Annotated in this window: 16 protein-coding genes and 1 other annotated feature (1 of these 17 only partly in view); of the genes, 5 read left to right on the forward strand and 11 right to left on the reverse strand. The window is 41.0% G+C overall.

Annotated elements, in window-relative coordinates:
* Nucleotides 1-645: a class I SAM-dependent DNA methyltransferase gene (locus ACJROX_RS20270; protein WP_408007010.1), complete on the reverse strand. Its 645-nt coding sequence runs from the start codon at nt 643-645 to the stop codon at nt 1-3.
* 213 nt (nt 646-858) lie between these two features.
* Between ACJROX_RS20270 and ACJROX_RS20275 the strand changes: the two genes are divergently transcribed.
* From ACJROX_RS20275 to ACJROX_RS20290, 4 genes are all read left to right on the forward strand, one after another.
* Nucleotides 859-1,323 carry a MarR family winged helix-turn-helix transcriptional regulator gene (locus ACJROX_RS20275; protein ID WP_408007011.1) on the forward strand — a complete coding sequence of 155 codons (465 nt, stop codon included), beginning with the start codon at nt 859-861 and terminating at the stop codon, nt 1,321-1,323.
* A complete protein-coding gene (locus ACJROX_RS20280) occupies nt 1,320-4,439 on the forward strand; it encodes an MMPL family transporter (protein WP_408007013.1) in 3,120 nt (1,039 codons plus the stop codon). Before ACJROX_RS20275 ends, ACJROX_RS20280 begins: the two co-directional genes overlap by 4 nt.
* Nucleotides 4,440-4,475: 36 nt before the next feature.
* Nucleotides 4,476-4,685, forward strand: coding sequence for a DUF2536 family protein (locus ACJROX_RS20285; RefSeq protein ID WP_408007014.1), 210 nt, complete (start codon nt 4,476-4,478; stop codon nt 4,683-4,685).
* A 158-nt stretch (nt 4,686-4,843) separates the two neighbouring features.
* Complete coding sequence (locus ACJROX_RS20290; protein WP_408007015.1) at nt 4,844-5,689, forward strand: DUF4097 domain-containing protein; 846 nt, start codon at nt 4,844-4,846, stop codon at nt 5,687-5,689.
* 239 nt (nt 5,690-5,928) lie between these two features.
* Here the strand turns inward: ACJROX_RS20290 and ACJROX_RS20295 are convergent, their stop codons facing one another.
* Nucleotides 5,929-6,621, reverse strand: coding sequence for a YrrS family protein (locus ACJROX_RS20295; protein ID WP_408007016.1), 693 nt, complete (start codon nt 6,619-6,621; stop codon nt 5,929-5,931).
* 189 nt (nt 6,622-6,810) lie between these two features.
* On the opposite strand from ACJROX_RS20295, the gene ACJROX_RS20300 reads away from it, so the two are divergent.
* The gene (locus ACJROX_RS20300; RefSeq protein ID WP_408007018.1) at nt 6,811-7,047 is read left to right on the forward strand and encodes a KTSC domain-containing protein; all 237 of its coding nucleotides are present in this window, start codon (nt 6,811-6,813) and stop codon (nt 7,045-7,047) included.
* 11 nt (nt 7,048-7,058) lie between these two features.
* Here ACJROX_RS20300 and ACJROX_RS20305 read toward each other — a convergent pair whose 3' ends face one another.
* The 9 genes from ACJROX_RS20305 to alaS all read right to left on the reverse strand — a co-directional run bounded on the left by ACJROX_RS20305 (nt 7,059) and on the right by alaS (nt 16,789).
* Complete coding sequence (locus tag ACJROX_RS20305; protein ID WP_408007020.1) at nt 7,059-8,825, reverse strand: penicillin-binding transpeptidase domain-containing protein; 1,767 nt, start codon at nt 8,823-8,825, stop codon at nt 7,059-7,061.
* Between the two features lie 300 nt (nt 8,826-9,125).
* Complete coding sequence (gene greA, locus ACJROX_RS20310; RefSeq protein ID WP_408007021.1) at nt 9,126-9,602, reverse strand: transcription elongation factor GreA; 477 nt, start codon at nt 9,600-9,602, stop codon at nt 9,126-9,128.
* 154 nt (nt 9,603-9,756) lie between these two features.
* Nucleotides 9,757-10,398 (reverse strand): uridine kinase, encoded by a 642-nt coding sequence (udk, locus tag ACJROX_RS20315; RefSeq protein ID WP_408007023.1) that lies wholly within the window; start codon nt 10,396-10,398, stop codon nt 9,757-9,759.
* Between the two features lie 17 nt (nt 10,399-10,415).
* The gene (locus ACJROX_RS20320; protein WP_408007024.1) at nt 10,416-11,075 is read right to left on the reverse strand and encodes an O-methyltransferase; all 660 of its coding nucleotides are present in this window, start codon (nt 11,073-11,075) and stop codon (nt 10,416-10,418) included.
* 84 nt (nt 11,076-11,159) lie between these two features.
* Nucleotides 11,160-12,299, reverse strand: a complete 1,140-nt coding sequence (gene mltG / locus ACJROX_RS20325; RefSeq protein WP_408007025.1) for an endolytic transglycosylase MltG — start codon at nt 12,297-12,299, stop codon at nt 11,160-11,162.
* A 772-nt stretch (nt 12,300-13,071) separates the two neighbouring features.
* Nucleotides 13,072-13,359, reverse strand: a complete 288-nt coding sequence (locus tag ACJROX_RS20330) for a DUF1292 domain-containing protein (protein WP_408007026.1) — start codon at nt 13,357-13,359, stop codon at nt 13,072-13,074.
* A 16-nt stretch (nt 13,360-13,375) separates the two neighbouring features.
* Nucleotides 13,376-13,795, reverse strand: a complete 420-nt coding sequence (ruvX, locus tag ACJROX_RS20335) for a Holliday junction resolvase RuvX (RefSeq protein ID WP_408007027.1) — start codon at nt 13,793-13,795, stop codon at nt 13,376-13,378.
* Nucleotides 13,796-13,804: 9 nt separating this feature from the next.
* Entirely contained in the window at nt 13,805-14,077 is a 273-nt protein-coding gene (locus ACJROX_RS20340; protein ID WP_408007028.1) for an IreB family regulatory phosphoprotein, read from the reverse strand.
* 75 nt (nt 14,078-14,152) lie between these two features.
* The gene (alaS, locus tag ACJROX_RS20345) at nt 14,153-16,789 is read right to left on the reverse strand and encodes an alanine--tRNA ligase (protein ID WP_408011716.1); all 2,637 of its coding nucleotides are present in this window, start codon (nt 16,787-16,789) and stop codon (nt 14,153-14,155) included.
* A 75-nt stretch (nt 16,790-16,864) separates the two neighbouring features.
* Nucleotides 16,865-17,010, reverse strand: a binding site (T-box leader); it runs 64 nt beyond the window's last position.

Raw genomic sequence — 17,010 nt, forward strand, 5'->3', positions numbered from 1 at the left:
TTACGTATCTTTTTTTACAGCATGAATCAACCACACATACCTGTTGAGACGCTCAAAGCTTACATCGAAACCATTTTTGTCGAAGATCTCTGTTAGTACGCCAAGCGTAGTGTAGTACTCCGTCAGCAGATCATGAAGTAAGTTTTTATAGCCTTGATTCCTAACCCGTTCATGAATTTCTTTTTTAGCGTCTTCATGTTCGTACACGGTATCTGCAAATACAATTTTACCATTGTTGCCAAGGAGCTTTCCATAATTACGAATGGCTTGTTCCTTTTCCTTATCTGTCAAGTGGTGGAATGCATACGTACTGACAATGGTATCGATTGTCTCATCAAAATCAGGAAAAGATAAGAAATCACCATCGACTACATTCAATTCCGGAAAGCGCTCTGCTGTCTTTTCTCTCATGACAGGCGATGGCTCCACACCGATCACATTCAGCTTTTTATTGATCAAAACATTCGTCAAATTACCGGTCCCCACCCCGAACTCAAGAACGGTACCGTACGATTCATTCGCAACACGATCAAGAATTTCTTCATATTGGTTAAATACCTCATGATATTCGTTATCTTTGCTTGAAACAGTCTCATCATAAGATTCTGCCCACTGGTCAAAGAGATCGATAAACTCTCTTCCCACGTTACTCACACTCCTATTATTAAACTTTATTATTCCTATCTTTATAGTATGAATTAAGATCAATATGGCTACAACATACCACATTCCTTATTATCTAGCAATATTGAAACCATTCTAAAAACTTTACCTCTTGACATAGAACCCTTCCAGATAGTATAGTTAGGCTCGTTAATAGTTAGAGTGTCTAATCATTATATGCTTGGAGGTCTTTTTATGGACAGTACTTTAATGAATGAAATCATAAGGCGTTATGAAAATGTTTCTTTTTCTGTACAGAAAAAAGCGGAAACATTGATCAAAGAAGAGATAAGTGAAGATTTGACGAGCGATCAGCATTTCGTTTTGAGATACATACACTCAAAAGAAGAATGCACATCTACAGAGCTCGCTGAGGTCTTTCATGTCAAAAAAAGCTCTGTTACAGCCATCATCAATAGGCTTGTGAACAGGGGATTGATCGAGCGGAGGCGTGATAAGGATGACCGTCGAATCGTCTATCTATCCCTTTCTGCAAGTGGTGAAGAACTATTTCAACTCTCCCAAGAAAAAGTTCATCAGCTTGTCGCTTCGTTCATTCAAAAATTTGAAAAAGAAGAAATCATGCAGTTCATCAATACTTATGAAAAATTGGATGGTTACCTTGATGACCTGATCAAAGGCAAGGAGGAAGAAAAGTGAGATTTATCGTTAAGGCGAGATGGTTCATCATCGGGTTATGGATTCTAACAATTTTCGCTTTAGTTTTCACGTCTCCAGATATGGAAGACTTAGTCCGGGATAAAGGGCAAATCCGCGTTCCGGATGGATATACTTCCACCCAAGCGGATGAAATACTGGAAGAGGCGGCTGGTGAAGATGAGAACGGATCTCGTGTAGCCCTCGTTTTTCATAATGATCAGGGACTTACAGATGAAGAATTAGCAGAAGCAGAACGAAGTGTAGGGGAAATAAAAGAACAACAAGAGAAATTAGGTATTACGGAAATCACAACGCATTTCGATGCGCCTGATTTGGAAGAACAACTCGTTGCAAACGATGGAAAGACGATCCTTGTAGGTATTGATGTCAACTTCAAGGATCGTACACCAGCGGAAACACGCGATGACCTTTATCAAGCGATTGATTCAGCGAAGGTAGAGCATTATTATACGAGCAGTTGGATGATTGATGAAGATTTGATTTCAAGTTCACAAGAAGGGCTTAAGAAGACGGAGGGCATTACAATCGTCTTTATTTTATTGGTGCTCTTTCTAGTTTTCAGGTCACTCGCCGCGCCGATCATTCCATTGTTGACGGTAGGGGTAACTTATATCACCTCACAATCCATCGTCGGATTTCTCGTTGATCAGTTTGACTTTCCACTATCAAATTTCACTCAGATCTTTTTAGTAGCCATCTTGTTTGGAATTGGAACAGACTACTGTATTTTGCTTTTGAGCCGATTTAAAGAAGAAATCCCCCATCATGACACGGTTGATGGAGCAATCATTTCAACCTATAAGAATGCAGGACGGACAGTTATTTTCAGTGCTTTGGTCGTTATGATCGGATTCTCATCGATCGGGCTTTCGACCTTTAAATTATATCAATCAGCAGCTGCCGTGGCAGTAGGCGTCGGAGTGTTGATCCTCGCCTTGCTCACGATTGTTCCATTCTTTTTAAAATTGTTCGGAGCAAAGTTATTCTGGCCAGCTAAGGGAAATCTTGAACATAAACAGAGTCGTTTATGGGGCTGGGCTGGGCGTTTTACGTTTGCCCGTCCGATGATTTCCTTATTGATCGTCGGTTTGCTCACCTTGCCGTTCCTTCTTACGTATGATGGGAAACTTTCTTTCAATTCATTGAATGAGATTGGAAATGATTACGACTCTGTAAAAGCATTTGATGTCATTTCAGATAGTTTTGGGCCTGGGGAATCATTACCGACAAAAGTGGTACTCAAACATGATGAAAAACTTGATTCAAAAGTATATTTACCGATTATAGAAGAGATCACCCGATCAATTGGCAGGATTGAAGGAATTGAGACAGTTCGGAGTGCAACTCAACCAAAGGGAACACAGATTGAAGACTTCTTAGTTTCAAGCCAGGCCGAACAATTGAATAATGGACTTGGTGAGGGGAAAGATGGACTGAATCAGATCGAGAACGGTTTATCCAAAGCGACTACTAACCTGAAACAATCAGAGCCGGAACTGACAGAAGCAACTTCTGGTATCAATGATCTCATAACTGGGACTCAAGACTTACAATCCGGTGTCAATCAACTAGGCGGCTCCTTAGAGAAAATTGAAGAAGGACTACGGAGTGGATCGGCAGGTACAGGTGAACTGCAAAAAGCGGTCGATGACGCACAAGCTGGTACGCAATTATTGATCGAGAAGCAAAAAGAATTACTTGAAGGGTATCAACAACTCTCCCATGGTGTGTCAACCCTGCACAATGAGTACAAGACTATTCAAGAGAATTTGAACGGTCTGTCTCAAGCTCTATCTTCCCTGCAGGGTGACTTGGAAATACTTGCTGAAGATCATCCAGAATTAAAAACTGATAAAACATATCTAGCAGCTGTGGAAAAGACTAAACAATCAAGGGGAGCTGCAAAACAGCTTGGAGATGGAATGGATACGTTGAATCAAAACTTAGAAGGTATGAATACGAAGTTCCAACACGCTGACAATGGCTTTGATAAGCTAATTACTAAACAAGTGGAACTTGCAAACGGCCTCGGTCAAATTTCAAAACATCTTGGAGAATTGGAAAATGGCTTGAATCAAACGGCGGAAGGACAGCGAGAGGTCATTGATCATATTCCTGTCCTTTCCAACGGTTTAAGTTCTGTGAATAGCGGCCAACAACAACTTCTCGACGGATTCAAGGGCTTCAACACTCAAATTAATACATTGACGAATGGATTAGACCAGAGTGTAAATGGCCTAGATGAAATATCGAATGGATTGACTTCAGCACAAGATTATTTATCTTCATTGAGTAGGTCCGGCAATCAACAAGCGACAGGTTGGTACATTCCTGATGAGGCTTTAGAAAGTAATGAATTCCAACAATCTATTGATGCCTATATGACCAAGGAACGCACAGTTACGACGTTCGATGTAATCTTTACGGATAATCCCTATTCAACCGATTCGATGGATAAAGTGGCTGAAATTGAAGAGGCCATCGAGCGTTCGACTGAAGGTACAGCCCTTGAAGGAATTGATTATGGCATTGGTGGTGTGACAAGCATAAACCATGACCTGGAAGGAATATCGAACGCTGATTATAGTCGTACAGTACTATTTATGCTGATTGGAATCTCAATCATCTTGATTATTTTACTCAGATCTATCGTCATGCCGATCTACCTGGTTGCTTCACTGATACTTACCTATTTCACTTCAATGGGGATGACAGAAGCGATATTCGTCAACATTTTGGGCTATCCAGGCATCAACTGGACGGTACCGTTTTTCGGGTTCGTCATTCTCGTAGCCTTAGGTGTGGACTATAGCATCTTTCTAATGGACCGCTTTAATGAATACAAGGAGCTGTCGGTAAAAGAGGCGATGATCCTATCGATGAAAAATATGGGTACGGTGATCTTATCTGCTGCTGTGATCCTTGGCGGTACATTCGCTGCCATGTATCCTTCAGGCGTCCTGTCACTCTTGCAAATCGCGACAGTAGTTTTAACCGGTCTGTTCCTTTATGCACTCGTGCTCCTACCCTTGTTCGTCCCAGTCATGGTAAAATTATTTGGGGAGGCTAACTGGCTGCCTTTCAAAAGAAACTAGCCCTATGTTTAGTTTTTTACCAGGAGTGTGAAAAAAATGGAACTTCATCTTGATTTCATCGAAGATAAAGTCGAGTTCTTCGAAGCTAGTGAACTTTCAAAACTGGAAGCGATTATCCAAGAAAAAATCGAACAGAACAAAGCCTTGTTACTTCGAATCCATCATGTATCACACCAGGTGAACATCGATCCTTCAAGTGGCAAGCGTTTATATTCAGCCGTCGTTCATTTCAGATACAAAGGCTGAATAGTGATTAGGGGTCGACATAAACATGTCGGCTCCTTTTTTCTACGTCTCAAGTCTTATTTTTAAATAATGCCGAGGTTCGTTGTTCCATTTACGTAACTCTCTTAATCTATAAACAATAAATAAATTGACAATCATCAATGAAAGTAGGTTTTATTATGAAAATGCTATTTGCAATATTAATCATCGTAATAGGAGTGTATCTTTTATTTACCGAAACGAAATTCACATGGTTCGGTTTTGCTAATGACAAGACCTTTTCGGAAAAAGTGGAAAATACAGAGCTGATCGATATCGATGTGTCTGGTGTAAATACAGAAATCGTACCCGAAAAGCGAGATGACTTAAAGGTAGAGCTGAAAGGTAAAGGAAAAGTAGCTGTTGATAGACGCAGAGATGATATCAATGTAAAAGTAAGAAGAGGCTGGTTTCATTGGTTTGGATTTGATCGCTCCAAATTGACTATTTACGTACCTGAAAATTACGATCAAAAAATGAATCTGGATAACGGTTCGGGGAATCTCGCATTTGTGGGCCCCTCCAATCCCATGAAATTGACATCGTTAGAAATCGATATGAATTCAGGTAATCTTAATCTTAAAAATATCCATACAGGAAAGTTTTCACATGATGGCTCCTCTGGAAATGTAGATATCAGCAATATGAAGACTGAATCAGCTTCTTTCGATAGCAGCTCTGGAAATGTAAAGATCAAGAAATATTCTGGCGCATTGACTGCTGATCTGTCATCAGGGAATTTAAACGTACAGATGGATGAATTGACCGGGGATATCGAGGTCGAGATCAATTCAGGTTCTGCAAATCTGGACCTGCCGAAAGATGCAGACTTTAAGTTGAAAGGAAAAACGAGCAGCGGTTCCATCCATTGTAACTTTCCTTTGAAAAACCAGTCATCGGATCGAAAAGGTATTGAAGGCACATACGGTTCAGGCGAACATCTCATTGATCTTTCGGTTTCAAGCGGGAATATTAAGGTGCATTAGCACATTTATTATAAAGGCTTTGTAAAATTCATTGTTGAAATATGCAAAAATCACTCCCTTTCCGCGGGCGAACCGTGAGCCGCCTCGCTGCGGGGTCTCACCTGGCTCGCTTTTCCTGCTGGAGTATAGCGAATTCGCTTTAGAAAATTTCAGCAAAAATCAACAATACTATTTAACAAAGCCATTATTTAAAAATGACCCAAAGGAATCCATCCTTTGGGTCATTCTTTTCTTATCCATTAGTTTGCCGCTCCAGGCTCGCGTGTGACAGAAGTCGGCTTCCAGCCTTCTCCTTCCACCCATTCCAGCATGACAACATAAGGATTGTCTTTCTCTTCAGCCGTACTTACGATACCTTTTGCAGTCGTCGGCGATCCACCGTTTCCGATCCACCAGTATTCGATTTCATCAGGTGATAAACCAGTCGCATATTGAAGTGCTTTTTCTTTTTCGTTCCAATCGGTTGTCCCTTTTTCAAAACTGGATTGATGTTCGCCTTCCTGGACTGTTCCTACCGGTTGCCAATCTCCATCTGGTCCAGCGGTTTCATCTTCATATGTTTTATAGCCTTCACTATCTTCGTTACTTGAATCAGATGAATCCTCTTCTTTTACGGATGTTTCATCTTCCTTGGATTCGCTGTCAGTGTTTTCTTCATTCTCCTTACTCTCTTCATCCACTGATGCTTGTTCGTCTGCGTTTTCGTCATTGCTTGATTCGTCAGACTGTTCATTTGAATCTGATACAGAAGCAGTATTTTCATTATTTGATTGTTTTTCAGTTGCGGATTCATTATCACCTAAAAGCATAGAAGCTCCGACGGCAAGGATCCCGATGAAGACGATACCGATCAATATATTCAATATAAGCGTTTGCTTTTTATTTTTTTGTGTTCGCTCATATCTCGAGCTGGGTGAAAAATTATCTTTCATGGTCTCCCCTCCAATTCTACATATTATTCTACCACTCTACATAGATTCGATGAAGTATTAATTTTTGTACCGTACAAGAAAATTTTGCATAAATAATTATGTGAATATTTGTAATTTTAAAACTAATTTTGTCGTTAAAGAGGATTTTCGTCACATCATGACCAATATAAATAATAAGGAGGGGTATGTATGCAGTTTACAACTTTTCATTCAGAAGAATGGAATCTTAAGACGTTTCATACGATTGGCTATCAAAAAGATACGCAAACGTTACATGTCTGTTTACATGATGGTTCCACACTTGAAGTACATGATGTATCTGAACAAAGGCTCTTTGAATTCATCCTGGCGCCTTACAAAGAACAACATCTTCAGGACCATGTTCTCCCCAACCATGAAGTGAAAGTCGTCCAAACCAAAGCATAACATATACTTGATCAGTCTGGTTGTTGTTGCCTTTCATACAGCTGTTGGACAATCTGCACAAATGTCTTGTTCGTAGCAGTTTCTGTTTCTACTGCATCCAAGTCAACAACGACCAGCACATACTTTGGAGCATCAGCCGGAAAATAACCTGCAAACCACTTGTTGTATACTTTCTGATCCTTGTCCCCTTTTTCAGCTGTCCCGGATTTCCCTGCTACAGTCCAGGGTAATTGGTCAAATGATGCATGTCCTGTGCCATTTGGATCCGTAACGACTCCTTTTAATAACTCCTGGAGTTTTTTGACGGTATAGCGAGATAAAGTTTCACCATCCATTTCTTTTTCCTCGAAATCGGCAAGTGTCGTCCCGTTCTTATATAAAACAGAATGGGCTGAGCGCACTTGTTTTTTTGTGCCTCCTCTTGCTATTGTAGCCATCATATTTGCAACAGAGAGAGGGGAAACACGCACATTCAATTGTCCGATGGCGGTTTGGGCAATTGCACGAGAAACATGTTTGTCCTTTTCGTTATCCCATATTTCAGTTCGGTGCTCCCCGGGAAAGTGGGTGAAGTCCTCCATATGGAACACATCGCCTTTCCATCCAGCATAATCCGCAATTCCTAATTTTCCTACATATTCTTCTACAATGTCCTGATCCTGTTCCATCATTTCGGTAAGCAACGTTGCAAATGTGTTGTTGCAACTCTGGAAAAAGCTCTCTTCGAAAGAGAGATTGCCTAAATCACGTTGCCCTTCACCGTCATTATACGTGTTTTGACTACAATCGAAGGTTCGGTCCGGATCGTTTACAAGATGTTCCTCTTCAATCGCCGCTGCTGCTGTAACTATTTTAAAAACAGAGCCTGGAAAATGGGGGGAGAGCATCTGATTTTCCGTTCCTTCAGCAAGCGGATTGTGTTTAGGCGGTAACGGTCGGCTTACCATGGCCAAGACGTCACTTGACTCTACATCTAACAAAACGGCGCCGCCTTTCGTGATCCTGGATTGATCGATTGCATTTTCAAGAATTTGCTGCGCCACCGGGTCCAATGTAGTCTTTAAAGATACCGGATAAAACGGATTCGAGGGCGCGGTATATTTAACGTCAAATCCAAAGAGCGGTTTTCCAGATTGTTCAACATGGTAAATAAGCTTCGATTCCCCTTCTGAAATCAAGAAAGGATCGAAGGCTTCCTGTACACCATTGACACCGACTTTAGTTGATTGGCTTATCAGTCCTTTCTCAACTCGTTCAGGGTACTTTTTTCGTATTGTTTCAGGACTCTCTCGAATAGAACCGATAAAATGCCTCGCAAACGTACTCTCCTCATTTGTTGAAAGCATTTGGCCGAAAGCACCCTGGATCATCAATTCATTAACTTCATCAACTATTTCGCCAGTTATGTCTTTATTTTTTATTACAAGGGGATCTTTTCGGTTCTCCAATTTGCTTTTCAATTCAAAGGTGGATCGATTAATAATCTCACCAATCTTCTTAAGGGCTTCCTCATCCTCTTTTAAAAATGGAAAAAGGATGATGGAAGGCTCATGTACTTCCACTAAAAGATTCCCGTAGCGGTCCTCCATCTTCCCTCTTCCATCGTCTAAAGCGATTGAGTGAATCCGTTGCTCCACACTTTCTTCAACCAGGTTTACCTGGTGTTTTGAAAAAGAGTGTGTATCAATCAATTGGATATAAGCAAGCCTGCCGATCAAGACCATTAATGAAATATTACATAAAATCAAAATATGATAAAGCCGTTTTGGATTGTTCATATGAGTTCCACCTCATCAACATTTTCACCCTAAACAGCTTTTTTAAAACAAGTTTTATTTTGTGATTGGATTATTCACTGATGTTCATTTCAATAATCCGCTATTTGTATTTTAGATGCCCATTTCCAATGATTTATGGGTATATAAATTCTCTGGTGTCCACTAAAATCATGGAAATGGTATTTTTCGATGTAATAAGGTCTCTGGTGTCCGCTAACGTTTTTAAGTCAGAGCCCCTCTTTTTAATGCTGAATTCATTATAAAACCCGTTCATCTAACGATAAACGGGTCAATCAATTATTAGCTTACTTCTACGATACGTACGTTCATTTCTCCGCCTGGCGTTTGGACGGCTACTTCATCGCCGACTGTACGGCCTAACAGGCTTTTAGCCATTGGCGAATCATTAGAGATTTTTCCATCGAATGGATCCGCTTCTGCACTGCCGACAATGGTATAAGATTCTTCTTCCCCGTCAGGTAATTCGATGAACTTCACTGACTTACCAATAGAGACGACGTTAGGGTTTTGATTTTGCTCTTCAATGATTTCTGCATTACGGATCATCTTTTCAAGCTGTTGGATACGCGCTTCTACGAAAGCCTGTTCATCTTTAGCTGCATCGTACTCGGAGTTCTCTGATAAATCTCCGAAACTTCTCGCGACTTTAATTCGTTCAACAACCTCTTTACGTTTTTCTGTTTTTAAGTACTCTAATTCGTTTTCGATTTTCAGCTTTCCCTCTTCTGTCATATAGTGTTTCTTTTCTTCTGCCATTATGTGCTCACTCCTCTAAAACCTTCTCGTTACCGACTAGTATATGCATATAAACTAAAGACGTATTAATAAAAAATGTAAGCGTAAACATTGTACAATACGATATGAAGATCTTCACCTCATATATTGAAAACAGAGGTAATCTTACCCCCTGTCACGGTTTTAATATTTCTTTAGTCTCCAGAATAGTATTGATTTTCGTCACCATCAGATCGATCGCTACTCTATTTTGACCACCCTCAGGAATAATGATATCAGCATAACGCTTCGTCGGTTCAATGAATTGATTATGCATCGGACGAACTACCGTTGTATATTGATCGATTACAGAGTCGATGGTACGTCCCCGTTCGTTGATATCTCGAAGTAGACGTCTAATGATCCGGACGTCTGCATCAGTATCAACGAACAATTTAATATCCATCAAATCGCGTAACCGCTCGTCCTCTAAAATAAGGATACCTTCTAATATGATAACATCTTTTGGTTCAATTGGGATTATTTTATCACTTCTTGTGTGTGCTGTATAGTCATAAACCGGTTTTTCAATGGACTGTTTGTTTCTAAGCTGTTCGATATTCTTGATCAACAAATCATTATCGAATGCAAGCGGATGATCGTAATTTGTTTCAAATCTCTCTTCCATTGATTTATCGGATTGATCCTTATAGTATGCATCTTGTTCAAGGATTAATATCGATTGATCAGCGAACTGTCTGAAAATCTCTTTTGCTACTGTCGTCTTTCCAGAGCCTGAACCTCCGGCAACACCTATTACAACTGGTTTCTTACCCATGCTTCTTCCCCTTTATCTTATTTCTTTTCTTTATCTTTCATAATACTAACCGCCATTCCGTCACCAACTGGAAGGATTGTTGTATGGAAGTTAGATTGATCCATCAAAAATTCATTGTAGTTCCGAATTTTATCAGTCAACTTCCGAAATCTTCTCGACTTGATTTCCTCATTTCCTTTCGTGACGAAACCTCTGAACAATACATTATCGCTTACAATGACCCCGCCAGGGACAAGCATGTTCTCAAACTCCTGGAAAAAACGTTGGTACTGCCCTTTTGCAGCATCTATAAAAATAAAATCATATGGTCCTGCCTCTTCAATTTCCGAGATCTTTTCAAGTGCATCTCCTTCAATTACATGTATTGAATCTTGTAATCCCATTCCAGTTGTGTTGTCCATGGCTTGACTAAACCGCTCTGGATCACGTTCAACTGTAATGACTCGGCTGTCCGGGACGGCTTGTACCATTCGGATTGCCGAATAGCCGATCGCAGTGCCGATTTCTAAAATTCGTTTTGGTTTATGAAGTCGAATGACTTGTAAAAGAGCTTCCATTCCGATCAAATCCATGATTGGAACGTTCCCTTCCTGAGCCTGTTGCTCCATATGTAGAATTTCTTGTTGTCTATCAGGGATCAGTCCCTCTAAATAAAGTTTCATTTCTTCAGAAATCATGTGGAAGCCTCCTCTTAACCCGGTCTATTTTAACATAAGAAAAGAGGGAATGCGAGTCAATCCCATCCCCTCTAATTTCCAATATTATTCTTTATCTTTATTTGCCAGGTCACGCCACTCCTGGATATACTTTTCCTTAATCTTATTATGTTCATCCAACGTTTTTGCGTAAAGGACTTCGCCATTCGGCCGTGCAAAGAAGTAGTAATTCGGATTCGGCTCCGGGTTAACCGCGGCATTGATCGCTGATTCTCCAGGTGCGGAAATCGGTCCGATAGGTAAACCGGACTCATGATACGTATTATATGGTGATTCGAATTCTGTATCCTTGTAGGTAACTGTGATTTTTGATTGTTGTTGTGCGTAAGTTACCGTTACATCGGATTGGAGAGGCATCCCTTCTGCGAGTCGGTTATAGAAGACCCCTGACACTTTAAAACGGTCTTCCTTTTCTTTTGCCTCTTCCTCAATGATTGACGCCAAGGTCAGGATCTGATGGGTGTTATACCCTGAATCTTGAATGTCTGCCTGGTAGGACATGACGATTTTATTCATCTTTTGGACCATGGATTCAATGATAAATTCCAATGATGGGTCTTTTTCATAAAATTCATAGGTTGCTGGGAAGAGATACCCTTCAAGCGGCCAGATCACTTTCTCTTCCAATATTTTTTCATTCAAGATTGGATATTTCTTCATCAATGATTCTATGAATTCTTTGTCTTTCATTTTTTCTTGGACTTCTTCTTCTGTGTAATCCGTTTGTGCGGCAATTCTTTCTGCCACTTCGTTTATACGTAATCCTTCTGGAATCCGGACAGTCATTTCAGCTTGTTTATATACTTTTCCGTCCTTCAAGGAATTGATGATATCTTTCATTTCCATAGATTGGGTCAATTCATAATTCCCAGCTTGAAAATCATCTTCATTTTTATATTTGACATAATACTTGAATACTAGGGCACTTTTGATGACGCCGCTCTCTTCTAATTTTTTTGCGATTGCCTCTGTTGAAGTTCCGATCGGTATTTCTACTTCTACTGGTTTATCATTGGAAGCATCCACTGGTTCCAAAGCACCATTAATATATACATAGCCACCGATCCCAACGCCTACGACCGAAAAAACAAGAAGCGTGAGCACGATGAAGACAACACGTCTTACAATCTTTGCTTCCTGATTGCGGCGAACGATCGTTTCTTGATCAAGATTTGGTTGAAGCACCTAAATATCCCCCCTTAATACATCTGTTCTATTATACTATAAGTTAGTACTAATTCGGCTTAAATTCGTCAATTTTTTTAGAATTTGTCAAAATAAGGGTATGGGTTAAAGGTCATGTTCTGTGTAAAAAGAAATCTCTGTTATTCTTCATTGTGGATTTCAGCGAAATTCACTCCCTTTCCGCGGGCTTAAGAAAAAACGGAAGCGACACGTATAGTCACGTAAGTCATTGGAAGACTGACGAGGAGGCTCGAACCAAACAAAGTTTGTTTCTACGTGGGCTCACACATAAGATGTTAAATCAGTGTGTTACCGCCGCAGGAAAGTGATCCAAGTGACTGGTCGCTGAGCTAGACATTACTTCTCTGAATTAGCCTAATTCCGCAAGCCTCGTTCACTTGCACAGGATCTCAACACAAAAATGAAATCATTTCCGTGTCTGCGATGAGAATTCTTAGAAGCTTTCCTTATGCTAACTTCGATGTTCACCACAAGACCACGGACATAAATTCCACCCTTGTAGTTTTGCGCCGAGTGAGTAACCGCAGGCGCAGGACGTACTTGTACAGGATGTACTGACTTCGACGTTCACCATAGGACGTGGTGGTTTTTAGTCGAAGATCCTCTAAAGCGCGGGGTCTCACCTGGCTCGGTTTTCCCGCAGGAGTGTCACGAATTTCGCTAAAAGAATTTTATCTCAACATTTAAATTTAACAAAGCCAAAAGAAAAAAAGACCGACCACATTTGTGGTCAGCCCTGTTATCGTTTTGTTTATAATTCTTCGGATTCTTGGAAAGTGTTCAACATTTCTTCAACCATATCCCATTCTTGATCGGTTTCGATCGGAAAGAGCTCAATATCGTCATCTTTTTCGCCTTTATCCTCATATCGGAAAGCGAAAACTTCAACATCCTCTTCATTCTCACCAGTTTCCGCTGGAACAAGTACCATATAGGAGTGTTCTGTTTCGTCGACATCAAATGTAAAGAGAACTTCAAATAAGTGTTCTTCTCCATTTTCATCTGGGATAATGATACGCTCTTTTTCTTCCTCTGGCATTTTTAGCACCTCTTTCTTAGTTAGCGGCTGGACTGTCTAGAAAGCTCTGTAATATGAGCACAGCTGCCATTTTGTCAATGACCCCTTTTCGCTTTTTACGACTGACATCTGCTTCAATAAGCATCCGTTCCGCCGCAGCCGTGGTCAACCGTTCATCCCACAGCACAGTGGATATTTTTAATGTGTCCTCAATATGCCTTGCGAATTCTTGACACATTTCTCCACTTGGGCCAATTGTTCCATTCATATTCTTCGGAAGACCAACCACGATTGTATCGACTTCATATTTTTCTGCCAGTTGCTTCAAATACTGCATCTCCTGGTCGATGTCTCCCGTCCGCCGGTATGTTTCGATTCCTTGTGCCGTCCATCCTAACGCATCGCTTACCGCAATGCCGATTGTTTTTGTACCGACGTCTAATCCTAATTTTCGCATAAGCTGTAATTATCGCTCACTTTCTTGGTGTTGTGCCAAATAGGATTTTACGAGTTCCTCAATCAATTCATCTCGTTCAAGTTTTCGGATTTTACTTCTAGCATCATTATGACGAGGAATATAAGCTGGATCACCTGATAAAAGGTACCCTACGATCTGGTTGATCGGATTGTATCCTTTTTCTTGCAATGAGTCGTAAACTGATAACAACACATGCTTGACGTTGGCATCCATCGAGTCGTCTTGAAAATTGAACTTTACCGTCTTGTCAAATGAGCTCATCTTGACACCTCTCTTTAGCGTTTGATTGGGAAACCCCCGCTTTTTCTACCTTCATTGTACAATACACATACAGGTTTAGGAAATGGATTTGACGAATTCGTAAACATAATTTAATGCGTCATCGAGTTTTTCGGGTTGTTTTCCGCCAGCTTGAGCCATGTCTGGACGTCCACCTCCACCGCCTCCACATCGGGTAGCGACTTCCTTTACGATTTTACCTGCATGATAGCCTTCTTTCGTTAAATTATCCGTAACTCCTGCAACAATATTCACTTTTTCATTTTGAGCCGATCCAAGAACGACAACGCCACTACCGATCTTGTTCTTTAAATCATCTACGATTGAACGGAGATTATTCATATCACTTGCGGAAACTTTTCTAGCCAATACTTTTACCCCATTGATTTCTTCAGCATGATCGATCAATGAGCCTGCTTCAATGTTCGCGAGTTTACCTTTCAGTGATTCATTTTCCCGCTGCAGCTCTTTGATTTGTGATTGCATTGCCCCGACTTTTGCTGGTACATCATTCAAGTTGGCTTTTAAAGCTTCAGCTGTATCCTTCAGTATTTGAACTTGTCCTGTCATATGGCGGTATGCACCTTCACTTGTGACTGCTTCGATCCTGCGTGTCCCAGCACCGATGCCTGATTCGGCTACGATTTTGAACAACCCGATTTCTGCAGTATTTGCAACGTGGCAACCCCCACAAAGCTCAAGACTGTAATCTCCTACTTTTACGACACGTACTTCACTACCGTATTTTTCACCGAAAAGTGCCATAGCACCCATCGCTTTAGCTTCTTCAATAGGCTTGATCATTTTTTCTACAGGAATTGTACTCCAGATTTTTTCATTGACGATTGATTCGATCTTTTCCAATTCCTCTGGACTGATCTGATTGAAGTGTGAGAAGTCGAACCGCAAACGATTCGGTGTTACCAGCGAACCAGCTTGATTTACATGCTTACCTAGGACATCTTTAAGAGCCTGGTGAAGCAGGTGAGTTGCGGTATGGTTTTTGATGACACCGGCACGGCTTATTTCATTGACTTTTGATTCAACCGTATCATCCAATTTCAATTCACCTTTTTCAATATAGACCGTATGGAGGTTTTGCCCATTCGGTGCTTTTTGGACATCTTTCACGACAGCAAACACATTGTCATTTTCCAACGTTCCTTTATCAGCGATCTGTCCACCGCTCTCTGCATAAAACGGCGTATGATCAAGAATGACAAGAACTTCTTCACCAGCTTTGGCTTCACTGGCTACATCGCTTCCTTTGACAATTACACTGACCTTAGAGACTCCATGAAGTTGATCATAACCGATGAATTCACTCGCTGTTTTGATATCACTTAGAACCCCTGTCTGTACTTGCATGGATCCTGTGTCTTGACGAGCCGAACGTGCCCGCTCCCGCTGAGCTTCCATTTCCACCTCGAATTGTTCTCGATTGACTGTCAAACCTTCTTCTTCTACATATTCTTCAGTCAATTCGAAAGGAAATCCATACGTATCATATAGTTTGAATGCATCTGATCCTGAAAGTTCATTCCTCCCGCTCTCTTTTGCTTGTTTCATCATTTGGGATAAAATCGCTAAGCCTTCGTTGATGGTTTCATGGAACCGTTCTTCCTCATTCTTAACAACTTTTTGGATGAAATCGGAGTTTTCAAGAACATTCGGATAGAAATCCTTCATGACTTCTGCCACAACAGGTACAAGCTCAAACATGAACGGCTTACTGATGTTCAACTGTTTAGCGAAGCGGATCGCTCTGCGGATAAGACGGCGTAATACATAGCCCCGTCCTTCATTTGAAGGTAATGCCCCGTCTGCTACTGCAAATGTGACTGTACGGATATGGTCAGCAATCACTTTGAAGGCAGTATCAATCTCTGGATTCTTCCCATAATCGATGCCTGAAATTTTTTCTGTCGCTTCAATCATTGGCATGAACAGATCTGTTTCATAGTTTGTCGGAGCGTCCTGTAAGGCACAAATGACGCGTTCAAGCCCCATTCCAGTATCGATGTTTTTCTTAGGCAGCGGTGTATAGCTTCCATCAGGATTATGGTTATATTGGGAAAATACAAGGTTCCAGATTTCTAAGTGACGTTCGTTTTCACCACCTGGAAAAAGTTCAGGATCATTTGGATCATTTCCATATTTCTCACCGCGATCATAAAAGATTTCCGTATTCGGTCCACTCGGTCCTTCACCGATATCCCAGAAATTTTCCTCTAAACGGATGATCTTTTCCTTCGGAAGGCCAATTTCGTTATGCCAGATGTCATGTGCTTCATCGTCTTCAGGGTGAATCGTGACTGCAAGTTTTTCAGCATCGATCCCGAGCCATTTATCGTCGGTTAAGAATTCCCAAGCCCAATGGATCGCTTCTTTTTTGAAATAATCCCCGATTGAAAAGTTTCCGAGCATTTCAAAGAAGGTGTGATGCCGGGCAGTTTTCCCTACATTCTCGATATCATTCGTACGGATTGATTTTTGTGCATTAACGATACGTGGATTTTCTGGCACCACACGACCGTCGAAGTATTTCTTCAAGGTTGCAACCCCGCTGTTGATCCATAGTAGTGTAGGATCTTCATGTGGCACAAGGGATGCACTTGGTTCGACCTTATGACCTTTTTCTTTGAAAAAATCCAAATACATTTGTCTTACATCAGCTGAAGTAAGTGTTTTCATCATTGATTCCCTCCTATTTTCGTTTATTGAGATCCAATAAGTTTTTTTAGCAAACAAAAAAACTCTCATCCTCAAAACAGGGACGAGAGTTATCACGCGGTACCACCCTGGTTATGAATACAAACGCGCATTCATCACCTCGACACATTAACGGTGTGCGCCGGCAGGGTTTGCCTGCATTCCGGATCAGCGTTCAGTCAATCTTCATCCAGAACCTCTTT

It is taken from the genome of Pseudalkalibacillus sp. A8 (assembly GCF_045920555.1).
Lineage (GTDB): Bacteria > Bacillota > Bacilli > Bacillales > Fictibacillaceae > Pseudalkalibacillus.

Bases quoted from the DNA above. Each gene is read 5' to 3' on its own strand.
- ACJROX_RS20305 (WP_408007020.1), bottom strand. From the start codon at position 8,825: ATGAACAATCCAAAACGGCTTTATCATATTTTGATTTTATGTAATATT.
- ACJROX_RS20275 (WP_408007011.1), top strand. From the start codon at position 859: ATGGACAGTACTTTAATGAATGAAATCATAAGGCGTTATGAAAATGTT.
- ACJROX_RS20295 (WP_408007016.1), bottom strand. From the start codon at position 6,621: ATGAAAGATAATTTTTCACCCAGCTCGAGATATGAGCGAACACAAAAA.
- ACJROX_RS20330 (WP_408007026.1), bottom strand. From the start codon at position 13,359: ATGCCAGAGGAAGAAAAAGAGCGTATCATTATCCCAGATGAAAATGGA.
- greA (WP_408007021.1), bottom strand. From the start codon at position 9,602: ATGGCAGAAGAAAAGAAACACTATATGACAGAAGAGGGAAAGCTGAAA.
- alaS (WP_408011716.1), bottom strand. From the start codon at position 16,789: ATGAAAACACTTACTTCAGCTGATGTAAGACAAATGTATTTGGATTTT.
- udk (WP_408007023.1), bottom strand. From the start codon at position 10,398: ATGGGTAAGAAACCAGTTGTAATAGGTGTTGCCGGAGGTTCAGGCTCT.
- ACJROX_RS20290 (WP_408007015.1), top strand. From the start codon at position 4,844: ATGAAAATGCTATTTGCAATATTAATCATCGTAATAGGAGTGTATCTT.
- ACJROX_RS20340 (WP_408007028.1), bottom strand. From the start codon at position 14,077: ATGAGCTCATTTGACAAGACGGTAAAGTTCAATTTTCAAGACGACTCG.
- ACJROX_RS20285 (WP_408007014.1), top strand. From the start codon at position 4,476: ATGGAACTTCATCTTGATTTCATCGAAGATAAAGTCGAGTTCTTCGAA.
- ACJROX_RS20320 (WP_408007024.1), bottom strand. From the start codon at position 11,075: ATGATTTCTGAAGAAATGAAACTTTATTTAGAGGGACTGATCCCTGAT.
- ruvX (WP_408007027.1), bottom strand. From the start codon at position 13,795: ATGCGAAAATTAGGATTAGACGTCGGTACAAAAACAATCGGCATTGCG.
- ACJROX_RS20300 (WP_408007018.1), top strand. From the start codon at position 6,811: ATGCAGTTTACAACTTTTCATTCAGAAGAATGGAATCTTAAGACGTTT.